We start from the raw sequence: 12,851 nt of genomic DNA on the forward strand, positions 1-12,851 counted from the left end.
TGCTCGTGATCGAATACCATCCGCACCGCACGCTCGCGGACCTCAGGAGAAAACTTGTTCGTCGTCTTGCTCATACAGGCTCCACCTTCTCAGGAGTTGGAGCCTCCGGCAAACCCGGCGCGGTTCAAATCCGCAGCGTGGCGCAGGCCGTCACGAACGGCTGTCATCCTTTTGATCGCCTCATCAATTTCATTGGCTTTTGCGGTGAGCAGGGCCCGGTCGACTGCTACCTCGCTACCGGAACCAAGCATCTGACCGATAGACGTCAGGGACAAGCCAGCCATTTGCCCAAGAGCGATGAGCGACAGTCGATTCATGACGTTTTCATCGAAGGTGCGCCGCAATCCGCGCCGGCCGAGTGAATCGATGAGGCCTAGTTCCTCGTAATAGCGCAACGTCGACGCTGGCATGCCACTGCGGCGCGCAAGCTCCGCGATGTCGATCAGGGCCATACTTGACCTCAAGTTGACTTGAAGTGGCACAATGCCGCGAATCATCAACGGTAGCAAGGAGGAGGCGATGGAACAGCGTAAGGGGAGCGAACTGGCTTGGGACGGGCGGCGGGGGAATGCGTGGGTCGACCTTCAGCCAATGCTGGATCGGCTCTTCTTTCCTTTGGAGCAGATCCTAGCGGACGCGGCGGTGACGCAATCTCCGCGAAACGTGCTGGACGTCGGCTGTGGCACAGGCGCTACGACCCTCGCCATAGCCAGAAGGCTTGCGCCGTTGGGAACGTGTTGCGGCGTCGACATCTCGGAAGCAATGTTGGATCACGCTCGCCACAGGGCTATGGCTGAAAGCGCGAAGAACGCGCGGTTCCTTGCTGGTGACGCCCAGCGCTATCGCTTTGAGACCGGATCGTTCGACGCGGTAGTTTCGCGCTTCGGTGTCATGTTCTTTGATGACCCAGAGGCCGCCTTTGCGAATATCGGAAACGCAGTTGCCCCTGGCGGCAGACTAACATCGCTTGTGTGGCGGAGTCGGGAGGAAAACCCTTTCATGACCGCGGCGGAGCGTGCCGCAGCTCCCCTACTCGGATGGGGCGCTCCGGTCGATCCTCATGAACCGGGCCAATTCGCCTGGTCAGATCCAGATCGGGTCGCCAGGTTGCTGAGGGCCGCGGGTTGGCACAGCGTAGACGTTGTTTCACTGGACGTTCGCTGCCGCATGACGGAAGCGGATCTTCATCGTTACGCTCGCTGCTTGGGCCCAGTTGGGATGATCCTGCCCAGCCTCGAGAGCAGCCTACGAGACAGAGTCTTGGCTGTATTGGACGCCGCGTTCGTCGAGTTCCTGATCGATGGTGCGGTTCAATTCGATGCCGCCTGCTGGATGGTTAGCGCACAAGCTGGAAGCAGGCCCTGCTAGCTGTTGCATCGCGCGGCCCGGTCCACCTCTGTCACGTCAATTGATCGCCTCTCGCACCCGGTGCCCAATTTTACCCTGGACACCACCTAGCGGCGCCTCTGGTACCCGTTCCGCAGCGTCTGCTTCTAGAAGCACCTGTAGCGATGGGCTGCTCGCTGCTCACCGCAGCCCTGTAGCAGTGACAGGTGATGATCTCCGAGGGATCGATATGAGAGGAACGTTCACAACCACTGACATAAAATGCGGATCACAACGCTTTATTCCCGTCTTCTCACGAAGTCCGGTGGCAATGATGTTTGGATTCTAAACTGTCGCTTCTCAAATTGCGTATGTGAGTTGGGAAAATACTTATGGTCCAAGGGGAAGGATCGTCAACCAAGCCTCTATAGGCTCTGCAAACCTCACCATATCGAAACGGGTGCGAAAGGAGAGTGGCATGGAACGGTTCAGGGCTGAGGCGCCGATAAGGCAGAAGCTGCAGATCGCATTTGGCACGATGATCGGGCTGATGGCGTTGCTCGAGTTCCTGTCCTTCTTCATAGCGGGGTGGGTCCGCCTTGGCGTCGATCTGACGCTGTTCATCCTGGCGACGCATCTCGCGATGAAGTTCCGAGCCGCGATCGCCGACCCTTATGTGGAAACCGTCGTGCGCATGGAAGGTCTAGCTGCCGGCGATCTCAGCAGCGCTATTGCCTTCACGCATTACAAAGATTGCGTGGGGCGCATGACAAAGGCGATGCTTACCTTCCGCGATGCCGCGGTCGAACAGCAGCAGCAGGCGATCGAACAAGCCGATGTGGTAAAGGAGCTTGGTGAGCACCTCCGTCGCGTGCGGTCGGGAGATTTAACAGCCAAGATCGATCACCCCTTTCCCTCCGATTACGCTTCGCTGCGAGATGATTTCAATTTGACGCTGGAAGGTCTGAAGGAACTGATCGGAGCAGTTTCTCTTAGTGCCACCACCATCGAGAGTGGCGCCAACGAGATTGCAACGGCTTCTGAAGATTTGGCGCGGCGAACGGAGGCGAACGCCGCGAATTTGGAAGAAACCACCGCGGCAATCACCCAAATGGACAGCCGCCTGAAGCAAACGGCTGCTGCGGCGGCCAAGACGGTTTCGCGTGCGGATGCTGCGATCTCGACGGTCGCAGATGGGCGAGTTATCGCCGATGATGCGGTGTCGGCCATGGGGAGAGTCTCGGATAGCGCGAAGGGAATCGACAGCGTCATCGAAGGTTTGGACAAGATCGCTTTCCAAACGCGCGTCCTCGCCATGAACGCTGCTGTCGAAGCTGGTCGCGCAGGCGAAGCCGGACGCGGCTTTGCTGTCGTCGCTGATCTCGTGTCCGCTCTTGCGATGCGCGCGGAGGAGGAAGCCGGACGGGCTCGTGATCAGCTTACCACCACACAATCCGAGATTCTATCTGCCGTGGAAATGGTGCGTAAGGTCGACGGCGCGTTTGTTGGAATCTCGAATGACGTTGGCGAGGTGCATGACCTCCTTGGCAACATCGCTAAAGACAACAACGCGCAGGCGAACGCTGTTAGCGAGATCAGCGAAACGGTCAACGCGATGGATCAAACGACGCAGCAGAATGCAGCGATGGTCGAGCAGACATCTGCCGCGGCGCGCAATCTCGCAAGCGAAGTGATGCAACTGACCCAAGCTGCTTCGCATTTCAATATCGGTCAGCCATCAGAGCGGGGCGCAGTCCGTTCCGGCTGGAACAAGCCGGAGGCTTACGCGCAGCAGAAGCCCGTGCGCTCGAACACATCCTCTTCCGGCGCTGGGGAGTGGAGCTCGTTTTGAGCTGCGCACCATGATGAAGCCGGAGGATTGAGGATCGGCAGCGGACGCAAGCTTGTTGCCGATTTCTCCGTCGTCAACCTGCGCGAAACTAGCTATGAGAATGTTATGGCAGCTCAGCACGAAGACTCGGTGGCGGAGGTGTTGCACTCGTCCTCGAGTGCCGCGAGATCTTTCGTCGCGGCAAGCTGGTGTCGATCGGGCCTCAAGCATGGTCTGGACGCGGGTGCCGCGCGAGCATCCGATCTGGTATCGGGCTGCGATCTCACGCAGCGGCGGCAGCGTCATGGCCTGATGCTCGAGGTCGCGCGCCCTCTGCTCGACCAGCTGTTTCAGATCGTCGCCGTTACCGGTTGCGCCGTCATGCTATCGGACAATGAAGGCGTCATCCTCGAAGCGCGGAGCAGCGCGGGTGATCGGGAGATGTTCGACAAGGTCGGGCTGACGCCGGGTGGCGTCTGGAGCGAGAGCCGCGAAGGCACCAACGGGATCGGGACCTGCCTCGTGGAAGGTCGGCCGATCACGATCCACCGCGATGAGCATTTCGCCAGTCGGAACATCGGCATCAGCTGCATGGATGCTCCGGTTCGAGACGCGGCGGGACAGTTGGTAGGAGCGCTCGATATCTCCAATTGCCGCGACGATCACACGATGGCGATGGGCTCTCTGATCCAGAAGATCGTTCAGGACGCCGCGCGGCGGATCGAAAGCGGCATCTTTCGTCGATACTTCGAAGGTCATCGCATCATCGATGCAAACCTTCCCGGGGGCGATTCGGCTTTGCTGGCAGTCGATCGCGACGATCTGGTTATCGGCGCCACGCACGCCGCGCGCCATCGCTTTCATCTTACCGATGCATGCCTGACCGGGTGTCGAAGCGCTGCCGACATCCTCGGTGGCGGCGAGGCCGCATCCTTTCGCGACTCGGAACGCGCGGTATTGCGACGCGCTTTGGCGCAGGCGGATGGAAACGCAACGCGTGCCGCCAGGGCTCTCGGGATCGGACGCGCCACGCTCTATCGACGGATGGAGAAGGTCGGTTTGACGCGCGATTGACACGAGGTGCCGTCAAGCTGTCTCGACAGCGAGACAGTGCCGCCCCCCTTCGCGCTGCTCCCTCTTTTCAGCGCCGCTGTTTCACGAAACCATCCTCTTCAAGACCGGGAGCATCCGGCAACGTGAGAGGATAAACGATGGACATGCGAACCAATCCGGCGGCTTCCATGAGCGCGCCCTTCGCAGAGAAGTACGACAACTTCATCGACGGCAAGTGGATGGCGCCCAAGGACGGGCGGTATTTCGACAATATCTCGCCCGTCACCGGCAAGCCCGTTGGCAAGGTTGCGCGCAGTCAGGCGGCCGACATCGAAGCCGCACTCGATGCAGCCCATGCCGCCAAGGACGCCTGGGGCCGCACCAGTGCCGGCGAGCGCGCGCTGATCCTGAATCGCATCGCCGACCGGATGGAAGAAAATCTCTTCAAGCTCGCGGTCGCGGAAACCTGGGACAATGGTAAGCCGCTGCGCGAGACGGTGGCGGCCGACATCCCGCTGGCAATCGATCATTTCCGCTATTTCGCTGGCTGCATCCGTGCGCAGGAAGGCGGCATTTCGGAAATCGACCAGGATACGGTCGCCTATCATTTCCACGAACCGCTGGGCGTTGTCGGCCAGATCATCCCGTGGAACTTCCCCATCCTGATGGCGGTGTGGAAGCTTGCGCCGGCACTGGCCGCAGGCAACTGCGTGGTGTTGAAGCCTGCCGAGCAGACTCCGGCCTCGATCATGGTGCTGTTGGAGATGATCGGCGACCTGCTGCCCGCCGGCGTGCTGAACGTGGTCAACGGTTTCGGCGTGGAAGCGGGCAAGCCGCTCGCCAGCAGCAGCCGCATCGCCAAGATCGCTTTCACCGGGGAGACGACCACCGGCCGTCTCATCATGCAATACGCCAGCGAGAACCTCATCCCGGTCACGCTCGAGCTGGGCGGCAAGAGCCCCAACATATTCTTTGAGGATGTGTGCCGCGACGACGATGACTATCTCGACAAGGCGATCGAAGGCTTCGTGATGTTCGCGCTCAACCAGGGCGAGGTCTGCACATGCCCCAGCCGCGCGCTGGTGCATGAACGCATCTACGATCGCTTCATGGAACGCGCGATCGCCCGTGTACAGGCAATCAAGGCCGGCAACCCGCTCGACATGGAAACCATGATCGGCGCGCAGGCCTCGTCCGAACAGCAGCAGAAGATCCTGTCCTATATCGACATCGGCAAGCAGGAGGGCGCCGAACTGTTGACCGGTGGCGAGGCCGCGCGGTTCGACGGCGAAATCGCGGGCGGCTACTACGTCAAGCCGACCGTGTTCCGGGGCAACAACCGGATGCGCATCTTCCAGGAGGAGATCTTCGGCCCCGTACTCGCCGTGACCACCTTCAAGGATCATGAAGAGGCGCTGCAGATCGCCAACGACACGCTCTACGGCCTGGGGGCGGGGGTGTGGAGCCGTGATGCGAACACGTGCTACCGCTTCGGCCGCGCGATCCGGGCAGGGCGCGTGTGGACCAATTGCTACCACGCCTATCCCGCCCATGCCGCATTCGGTGGCTACAAACAGTCCGGCATAGGGCGCGAAAACCATCGCATGATGCTCGATCACTATCAGCAGACCAAGAACATGCTGGTCAGCTACAGCCCGAAGAAACTCGGCTTTTTCTGAGGCGGGCCGCGGAGCGGTGCGGTGCGGTGAATCCTCGCCGCGCCGTGCCCAAAAGAGAATCCAGGAGAGACATCATGACGAAGACCATGAAAGCCGCCGTCGTGCGCGCCTTCGGCGAACCCCTGCGGATCGAGGAGGTGCCGGTGCCCGAAGTCGGGCCAGGCATGATCCAGGTGGCGATCCAGGCATCGGGCGTGTGCCACACCGATCTGCATGCGGCGGAGGGGGATTGGCCAGTCAAGCCCAACCCGCCCTTCATCCCCGGGCATGAAGGCGTGGGCTTCGTGTCCGCGGTGGGGCAGGGGGTAACTCATGTGAAGGAAGGCGATCGGGTCGGTGTGCCCTGGCTCTACACCGCCTGTGGCCATTGCACCCACTGCTTGGGCGGATGGGAGACGCTTTGCGAAAGCCAGCGCAACACGGGCTACTCGGTCAATGGCGGGTTCGCCGACTATGTCCTGGCCGACCCCAATTACGTCGGTCACCTGCCCGACAATATCGGGTTCAACGAGATTGCGCCGGTACTGTGCGCGGGCGTCACCGTCTACAAAGGGCTGAAGATGACCGACACCAAGCCGGGCGATGCCGTGGTCATCTCCGGCATCGGCGGTCTGGGCCACATGGCCGTGCAATATGCGGTCGCGATGGGGTTGGACGTGGTCGCCGTGGACGTGGACGACGCCAAGCTTGCGCTTGCACGCGAACTCGGCGCCAAGGAGACCGTCAACGCGCGGACCGAAAAGGACCCCGCCGCCGCGGTAAAGCGAATGACCGGCGGCGGCGCGCGCGGCGTGCTGGTCACGGCGGTGAGCGAGAAGGCCTTTGAGCAGGCCGTCGGCATGGTCGGGCGTGGCGGCACCGTCGCGCTCAACGGACTTCCGCCGGGCGACTTCCCGCTCAACATTTTCGGCATGGTGCTGAACGGCATCACCGTGCGCGGTTCCATCGTCGGCACGCGACTGGACCTACAGGAATCGCTCGATTTCGCCGGTGACGGCAAGGTGAAGGCGACCATCTCCACCGCCAAACTGGACGATATCAATTCGGTGTTCGAGCGGATGCGCAAGGGACAGATCAACGGGCGCGTCGTGCTCGACCTGACGCAATGATGCCGAGCCGTGCGCCGATGGGCGGGGCGGTCCTTTCACAGGCTCGCCCTGTCCACCGCGTGCTTGCCACGGAAGCAGCCGCGATGCTGCTGGCCGAAATCGCTGCACGCCACGGTCCGGTGCTGATCCACCAGTCCGGCGGGTGCTGTGACGGCTCCAGTCCCATGGTCTATCCGCGCAGCGAGTTCCGCCTCGGCGGCGCGGACGTGCTGCTGGGCACGATCGACACCACCCCGGTCTATATCGGGGCGGGGCAGTTCGCGGCATGGAAGCACACGCAACTGATCCTGGACGTGGTGGAGGGGCGGGGCGGCATGTTCAGCCTCGACAACGGGACGGGCCGGCGCTTCCTCGTGCGGAGCCGCGCCTACGACGAAGGGGAAATCGCCATGCTGCACCGGGCAGATCGGCTTCGCGCGATGCAGGCAGCGCACGGTCGGGATGCGGACGGCTTCTGGCTTGCGGAGGCGCGCCGCCTCGACTGGAGCGTCTTCCCGACCAAGGCGGACGAGAGCAGCTTCGACAAGCGCGATTTCGGCATACGCTGGTTTGCCGATGGCGAACTGAACGTGTCGGTCAACTGCCTCGACCGCCATCTGATGACGCGCGGCGATCAGCAGGCGATCGTGTTCGAGGGTGACGAGCCGGGTGAAGGGCGTAGTTTGACCTATCGCGCGTTGCATCGCGAGGTCTGTCGCTTCGCCAATGTCCTGAAAGCGAACGGCATCGCCAAGGGGGACCGCGTAGCCCTGTACATGCCGATGGTGCCGGAGGCGGCGATCGCCATGCTCGCCTGCGCACGGATCGGCGCGGTCCATTCGGTGGTGTTCGGCGGGTTTTCGCCCGAAAGCCTGGCCGACCGGATCATCGACTGCGGCGCGACTCTCGTTGTCACCGCCGATGAGGGAACCCGCGGCGGCAAGCGGATTCCGCTCAAGGACAATGTCGACTGCGCGCTGGAACGTGCAAGCGGGGTTCGCTCGGTCATCGTCATGCGGCGGACCGGTGGCCCGGTGTCGATGCGGGAGGGGCGCGACATTTGGTGGGAGAAGGCTTGCGCCGCCGCCCCCGAAGATTGCGCGCCCGAGACGATGAATGCCGAAGATCCACTCTTCATCCTGTACACTTCCGGCTCGACCGGCAAACCGAAGGGCGTGCTCCATACCACCGGGGGCTATTTGCTGTGGTCCACGCTGACGTATGACCTGCTGTTCGGACCGGAGCACGGCCGGGACGTGTCCGACGACCTGTTCTGGTGTACCGCGGACATTGGCTGGATCACCGGGCATAGCTATGTCGTCTATGGCCCGCTCTCAAACGGCGCGCGGACGGTCATGTTCGATGGCGTGCCGAACTACCCGGATCCGGGCCGATTGTGGGAAACGAGCGCGCGCCTGGGCGTGACGATCTTCTACACCGCACCGACGGCGATCCGCGCGCTCATGCGCGAGGGCGACCGATGGGTGACGCCCCACGATCTGTCGTCGATCCGCCTGCTCGGAACGGTGGGGGAGCCGATCAACCCCGAAGCATGGGACTGGTATCACGAGAGGATCGGTCGGGGAGAATGTCCGATCGTCGATACCTGGTGGCAGACCGAAACGGGTGGGGCGCTGATCGCTCCCGTGCCGGGCGCGACGGCAACCAAGCCGGGCAGCGCGACGTTTCCCCTGCCCGGGGTCAGCCCCGAGCTGGTCGATGGCGAAGGCCATGCGCTGGCCGGCGCGGCCGAGGGCAATCTGGTCCTCACCCGCAGCTGGCCGGGCCAGATGCGCACCGTCTTCGGCGATCACGAACGGTTTTTCCAAACCTATTTCAGCACCTTCCCGGGCACCTATTTCACCGGCGACGGGGCGCGCCGCGACGCAGATGGCTATTTCTGGATCACCGGTCGGGTCGATGACGTCATCAACGTCTCCGGGCACCGCATGGGAACCGCGGAAGTGGAGCGCGCGCTGGACATGCACGAACTGGTGAGTGAGGCCGCCGTCGTAGGCATGCCGCACGACGTTAAGGGGCAGGGAATTTATGCCTTCGTGATGCTGAATGCAGGGGAGGAGGGAAGCGAGGCGCTACGGGGGGAACTGCGGACCCTGGTGCGCAAGGAAATCGGACCTATAGCCACACCGGATGTAATCCAGTTCGTCCCAGGGCTTCCAAAGACCCGATCGGGTAAGATCATGCGGCGCATATTGCGCAAACTGGCAGAAGGTCAGGCTGATCAGATCGGCGATATCTCTACGCTGGCGGACCCAACGGTGGTGCAGCAACTGCGAGAGGGCATGAACGAACCAGCCGGACGGTGACACCGGCATTGCAACTGCTCCCGGAGGCATCGTCGCGTCAGCGCTCGATAGAAGTATCGCCAAAGAACCACGCTCTGATTTGCTTGGCCGGATGCACGGTTTGACGAAGGCCGCCGGTCAGTCACCAGAAAACGCCAAGGTGGAACCTTCCAAGGCTGACGGCTGATCGGCGCAGCTGTCGGGTTCGGTCCATTGCGGCGGAGCGTGGCACGATCCGCGTGACGTGCTCCGCGGCGCCACCTTCACTCTTCGGCTTCCGGTTGGATAGATTGAGCGCCCGAGTTGTGGCCAAGCCAAGCTCATCATCTGGACTCTCTCTGAGAAATAATTGCCAAGATACAGAGTTCGCGCGGAAAATTACCTCCGTGTATTAGTGCACCGCAATGCCTTCATTTGGATAGAAAATCAATATCCAACGCGTTGTCTCAAATGCGAGACGCATTCATCCCGAGATTTCGTTCACAGAAAATTCCTTCCACCCCATGTGCCTACAAGAGAAGGGAGGGGTTTCCGCCGGTACGTGCCAATTTACGGGCCTGGAAGGATGTCACTAATGAACGTGATAAGATATCTGAATAGAATGACCTCGCTACAGCGTAAGATTGCTTTGATAGCAGGTTTTTTCCTGACAATGACAGTAATCATCCTCGTGCTCGCAAGCGCGTTCTTTGCTTGGAACTCGCATGCATTCGTCGGTCGGGAGGTCGGCACCATTGTGAGCGCCCAAGCGAAGGACATGCTGCAGAACCGCGCTGCGGTAGAGGCGCAGGGTATCAAAGGCGCCCTCGACGTCGCATTCGATGCCGCGCGCACGGACGCGCACAGCTTTTCGGTGCTCGCAGAACGCACCGCGCCTGGCGAACGCCGCGCGCAGTTCAATGCATTGCTGCGTCATGTGCTTGAACAGAATCCGAGCTTAAACGGCACCTATTCGGCTTGGGAGCCCAATGCGATCGACGGCAACGATGCCGGTTTTGCCAACAATCACGCGGCCGGATCGGACAGCACCGGCCGTTTCCTCGCCTATTGGACGCGTGGCGCGAACGGCAATGTCGCGATCCAGCCCCTCGTCGAATATGACAGCGCCGAACGCCATCCGAACGGGCTGGTGAAGGGCGGCTGGTACCTCGGCCCCAAGGCCAATGGCGAGGAAAGCATCCTCGGCCCGCTGCCCTACATCGTGCAGGGCAAGCAGGTGTTCCTGGCCACTATGTCGGTGCCGATCACCGTGCATGGCCGCTTCGTGGGCGTCTCCGGCACCGATTATGATCTCGATTTTCTCCAGAAGGTGGCGAGCAAGACCAACGCGTCGCTATTCTCGGGCAAGGGCGTGGTGCTGATCGTCAACAATACCGGGCTGATCGCGGCCAACAGCGCCGCGCCCGAGACGATCGGCAAGGCCGCCGCCAGCGCCGATCCGCACTGGGCGCAGCTCGCCGACATCGTCAAGACCGGCGAGGCGCGGGTGATCGACGATCCCAAGCAGGCGAATATCGATGTCTATTCGCCGATCACGCTCGGCCGCAGCAAGACGCCCTGGTCGGTGGTGATCTCGGTCCCGCGCGCGCTGGTGATGGCGCAGGCGGAGACGCTCAGCGGCTCGCTCAGCGCCAAGGCGATCACCAGCATGGTGCTGCAGCTGCTGATCGGCATCGGCGTCGCGGTCGGCGCGGTTTTCGCGATCGGCCTGGCCGCCAAGCGTATCGCGACGCCGATCAGCCAGTGCGCCCAGTTCGCCAACGGCATCGCCAAGGAGCAGCTGGACCAGACGCTGGCGATCCACCAGGCGGACGAAGTGGGCACGCTGGCCGAGGCGCTGCGCAAGATGCAGGAGGACATAAAAGCCAATCTCGCCCGGCGGGTGGACGAGCAGGCCAAGACCGAGTTCGTCGTCGAGACGGTTTCCACCAGCCTGGGCGGCCTTTCCAAGGGCGACCTAACCGTCGACATCGTCCAGGCCTTTCCGAGCGAGTATGAAGGGCTGAAGCATAACTTCAACACCGCGCTCGCCAGCCTGCGCGACCTTATCGGCGCGGTGGGCGAAAGCACCCAGACGATCCGCACCGGATCGCAGGAAATCGCGCAGGCCTCCGAGGACCTTGCCCGCCGCACCGAAAGTAATGCGGCGAGCCTGGAGGAAACCAGCGCCGCGCTGGTGCAGATCGACGGGCGGTTGCGCGCTGGTGCAAGCGCGTCCGACCAGACGCTGAAACGCGCGGACCAGGCGATCCTGACGGTGCAGGGCGGCCGCTCAACTGCCGACGAAGCAATGCAGGCGATGGGACGGGTGAGCAGCAGCGCCGAGGGCATCGACAATGTGATCGAGGGCCTCGACAAGATCGCGTTCCAGACTCGCGTGCTGGCGATGAACGCGGCGGTGGAGGCCGGGCGAGCTGGCGATGCCGGCCGCGGCTTCGCGGTGGTCGCAGATCTCGTCTCGGCACTGGCGATGCGGGCGGAAGAGGAAGCTCGGATCGCGCGCGACCAGCTGACCGCGACCCAAGCCGACATAACTGCGGCGGTGCAGGCAGTGCGCCGGGTGGATACCGCGCTTGTCGACATCGCTCAAGACGTAGAGTCGGTGCACGGCCTGCTCGGGACCATGGCGGAGGACAGCCGAGCGCAATCCGCAGCAATGACGGAGATTAGCGCCGCACTCGGCGCGATGGACCAAGCAACGCAGCAGAATGCGGCGATGGTGGAGCAGACCTCGGCGGCGGCACGCAATCTATCGATCGAAGTGACATCGTTGAGCGCACAGGCGGCGACGTTTACCGTGGACAGGGTTGGGACGAACCTCCGATCGTTTCAGCGCGACGTACACGTGCGAGGGGTGCGGCCCGATCGCGCGCGGTCTTTCGCCTGAGGCTTATGCCAGACCGTAGGGGCCCGGGATTGCTCCCGGCCCTTCTTTTGGACACACTCCGCGGACAGCAGGTAGTCCGAGACTTGATTCATCTGGCTCGAGTGCTTCCGTGCATTCGGCCTGGGGATGAAAAATTATCACGGCTGCCGGCATCCGGTCTTGAGTATCCAGAGCCGGGAATCGGAAGGACCGCTCATGGTAACGGAAAACGTGTTGCTGAGCGGCCGAGAGGGGCCGGTTCGGAGAGAGGTGGCTCGGGGAATCTGAACAGCGGGGATAAGTGGATTGCCGATCGGAGAGCGGCCATGCTGGCCGCAAGGAGAAGGCAAGATGAGCAAGCGACCCCGGCGGAACCACAACCCTGCGTTCAAGGCGAAAGTGGCACTTGCAGCGGTGAAGGGCGAGAAGACGCTGGCCGAGCTGGCACAGCAATATGACGTGCACCCTAACCTCATCAACCAGTGGCGTGCACGGCTGTTGGAGGGTGCGGCTGACGTGTTCGGGTCGGAGCCGGTCGCGGCAGAGGCGGCAGTCGACGTGACGGTACTGCACGCTCTCATGACCGTCATTTTGGAAGCGGAGCCGCACAGAACCTACACCAAAACTGAGGTCCGGTGTAATTGAAACTGATGATGCACCTGATGGGTGTGCCGCGAGCCGATCGACGACGATTGATCATGC

At 62.3% G+C, this 12,851-nt stretch carries 8 protein-coding genes and 1 pseudogene; 8 read left to right on the forward strand and 1 reads right to left on the reverse strand.

Going from position 1 to position 12,851, the window contains the following annotated elements; genetic code table 11:
* Positions 1-89: 89 nt before the first annotated feature.
* Positions 90-452, reverse strand: coding sequence for a MerR family transcriptional regulator (locus CA234_RS23295; protein WP_164521923.1), 363 nt, complete (start codon positions 450-452; stop codon positions 90-92).
* A gap of 67 nt (positions 453-519) precedes the next feature.
* Here CA234_RS23295 and CA234_RS23300 point away from each other — a divergent pair, with 67 nt between their 5' ends.
* From CA234_RS23300 to CA234_RS23335, 8 genes and pseudogenes are all read left to right on the forward strand, one after another.
* Positions 520-1,368: a class I SAM-dependent methyltransferase gene (locus CA234_RS23300; RefSeq protein ID WP_125976809.1), complete on the forward strand. Its 849-nt coding sequence runs from the start codon at positions 520-522 to the stop codon at positions 1,366-1,368.
* Positions 1,369-1,804: 436 nt separating this feature from the next.
* Positions 1,805-3,178, forward strand: coding sequence for a methyl-accepting chemotaxis protein (locus CA234_RS23305; protein ID WP_125976790.1), 1,374 nt, complete (start codon positions 1,805-1,807; stop codon positions 3,176-3,178).
* Between the two features lie 27 nt (positions 3,179-3,205).
* Positions 3,206-4,231 (forward strand): GAF domain-containing protein, encoded by a 1,026-nt coding sequence (locus CA234_RS23310; RefSeq protein ID WP_346962898.1) that lies wholly within the window; start codon positions 3,206-3,208, stop codon positions 4,229-4,231.
* Positions 4,232-4,368: 137 nt separating this feature from the next.
* Positions 4,369-5,889 carry an aldehyde dehydrogenase gene (gene adh, locus CA234_RS23315; RefSeq protein WP_126002874.1) on the forward strand — a complete coding sequence of 507 codons (1,521 nt, stop codon included), beginning with the start codon at positions 4,369-4,371 and terminating at the stop codon, positions 5,887-5,889.
* A gap of 74 nt (positions 5,890-5,963) precedes the next feature.
* Complete coding sequence (gene adhP, locus CA234_RS23320; RefSeq protein WP_125976788.1) at positions 5,964-6,998, forward strand: alcohol dehydrogenase AdhP; 1,035 nt, start codon at positions 5,964-5,966, stop codon at positions 6,996-6,998.
* Between the two features lie 83 nt (positions 6,999-7,081).
* Positions 7,082-9,304 carry an acetate--CoA ligase gene (gene acs / locus CA234_RS23325; RefSeq protein WP_241213666.1) on the forward strand — a complete coding sequence of 741 codons (2,223 nt, stop codon included), beginning with the start codon at positions 7,082-7,084 and terminating at the stop codon, positions 9,302-9,304.
* A gap of 553 nt (positions 9,305-9,857) precedes the next feature.
* Positions 9,858-12,170: a methyl-accepting chemotaxis protein gene (locus CA234_RS23330; protein ID WP_241213667.1), complete on the forward strand. Its 2,313-nt coding sequence runs from the start codon at positions 9,858-9,860 to the stop codon at positions 12,168-12,170.
* Positions 12,171-12,500: 330 nt separating this feature from the next.
* Positions 12,501-12,725 (forward strand): annotated as a pseudogene (locus CA234_RS23335) (transposase); the annotation flags it as partial.
* Positions 12,726-12,851 lie beyond the last annotated feature (126 nt).

Source organism: Sphingomonas sp. ABOLE, from assembly GCF_003950455.1.
GTDB lineage: Bacteria > Pseudomonadota > Alphaproteobacteria > Sphingomonadales > Sphingomonadaceae > Sphingomonas > Sphingomonas trueperi.

Bases quoted from the DNA above. Each gene is read 5' to 3' on its own strand.
- CA234_RS23330 (WP_241213667.1), top strand. From the start codon at position 9,858: ATGAACGTGATAAGATATCTGAATAGAATGACCTCGCTACAGCGTAAG.
- acs (WP_241213666.1), top strand. From the start codon at position 7,082: ATGCTGCTGGCCGAAATCGCTGCACGCCACGGTCCGGTGCTGATCCAC.
- adhP (WP_125976788.1), top strand. From the start codon at position 5,964: ATGACGAAGACCATGAAAGCCGCCGTCGTGCGCGCCTTCGGCGAACCC.
- CA234_RS23295 (WP_164521923.1), bottom strand. From the start codon at position 452: ATGGCCCTGATCGACATCGCGGAGCTTGCGCGCCGCAGTGGCATGCCA.
- CA234_RS23305 (WP_125976790.1), top strand. From the start codon at position 1,805: ATGGAACGGTTCAGGGCTGAGGCGCCGATAAGGCAGAAGCTGCAGATC.
- adh (WP_126002874.1), top strand. From the start codon at position 4,369: ATGGACATGCGAACCAATCCGGCGGCTTCCATGAGCGCGCCCTTCGCA.
- CA234_RS23300 (WP_125976809.1), top strand. From the start codon at position 520: ATGGAACAGCGTAAGGGGAGCGAACTGGCTTGGGACGGGCGGCGGGGG.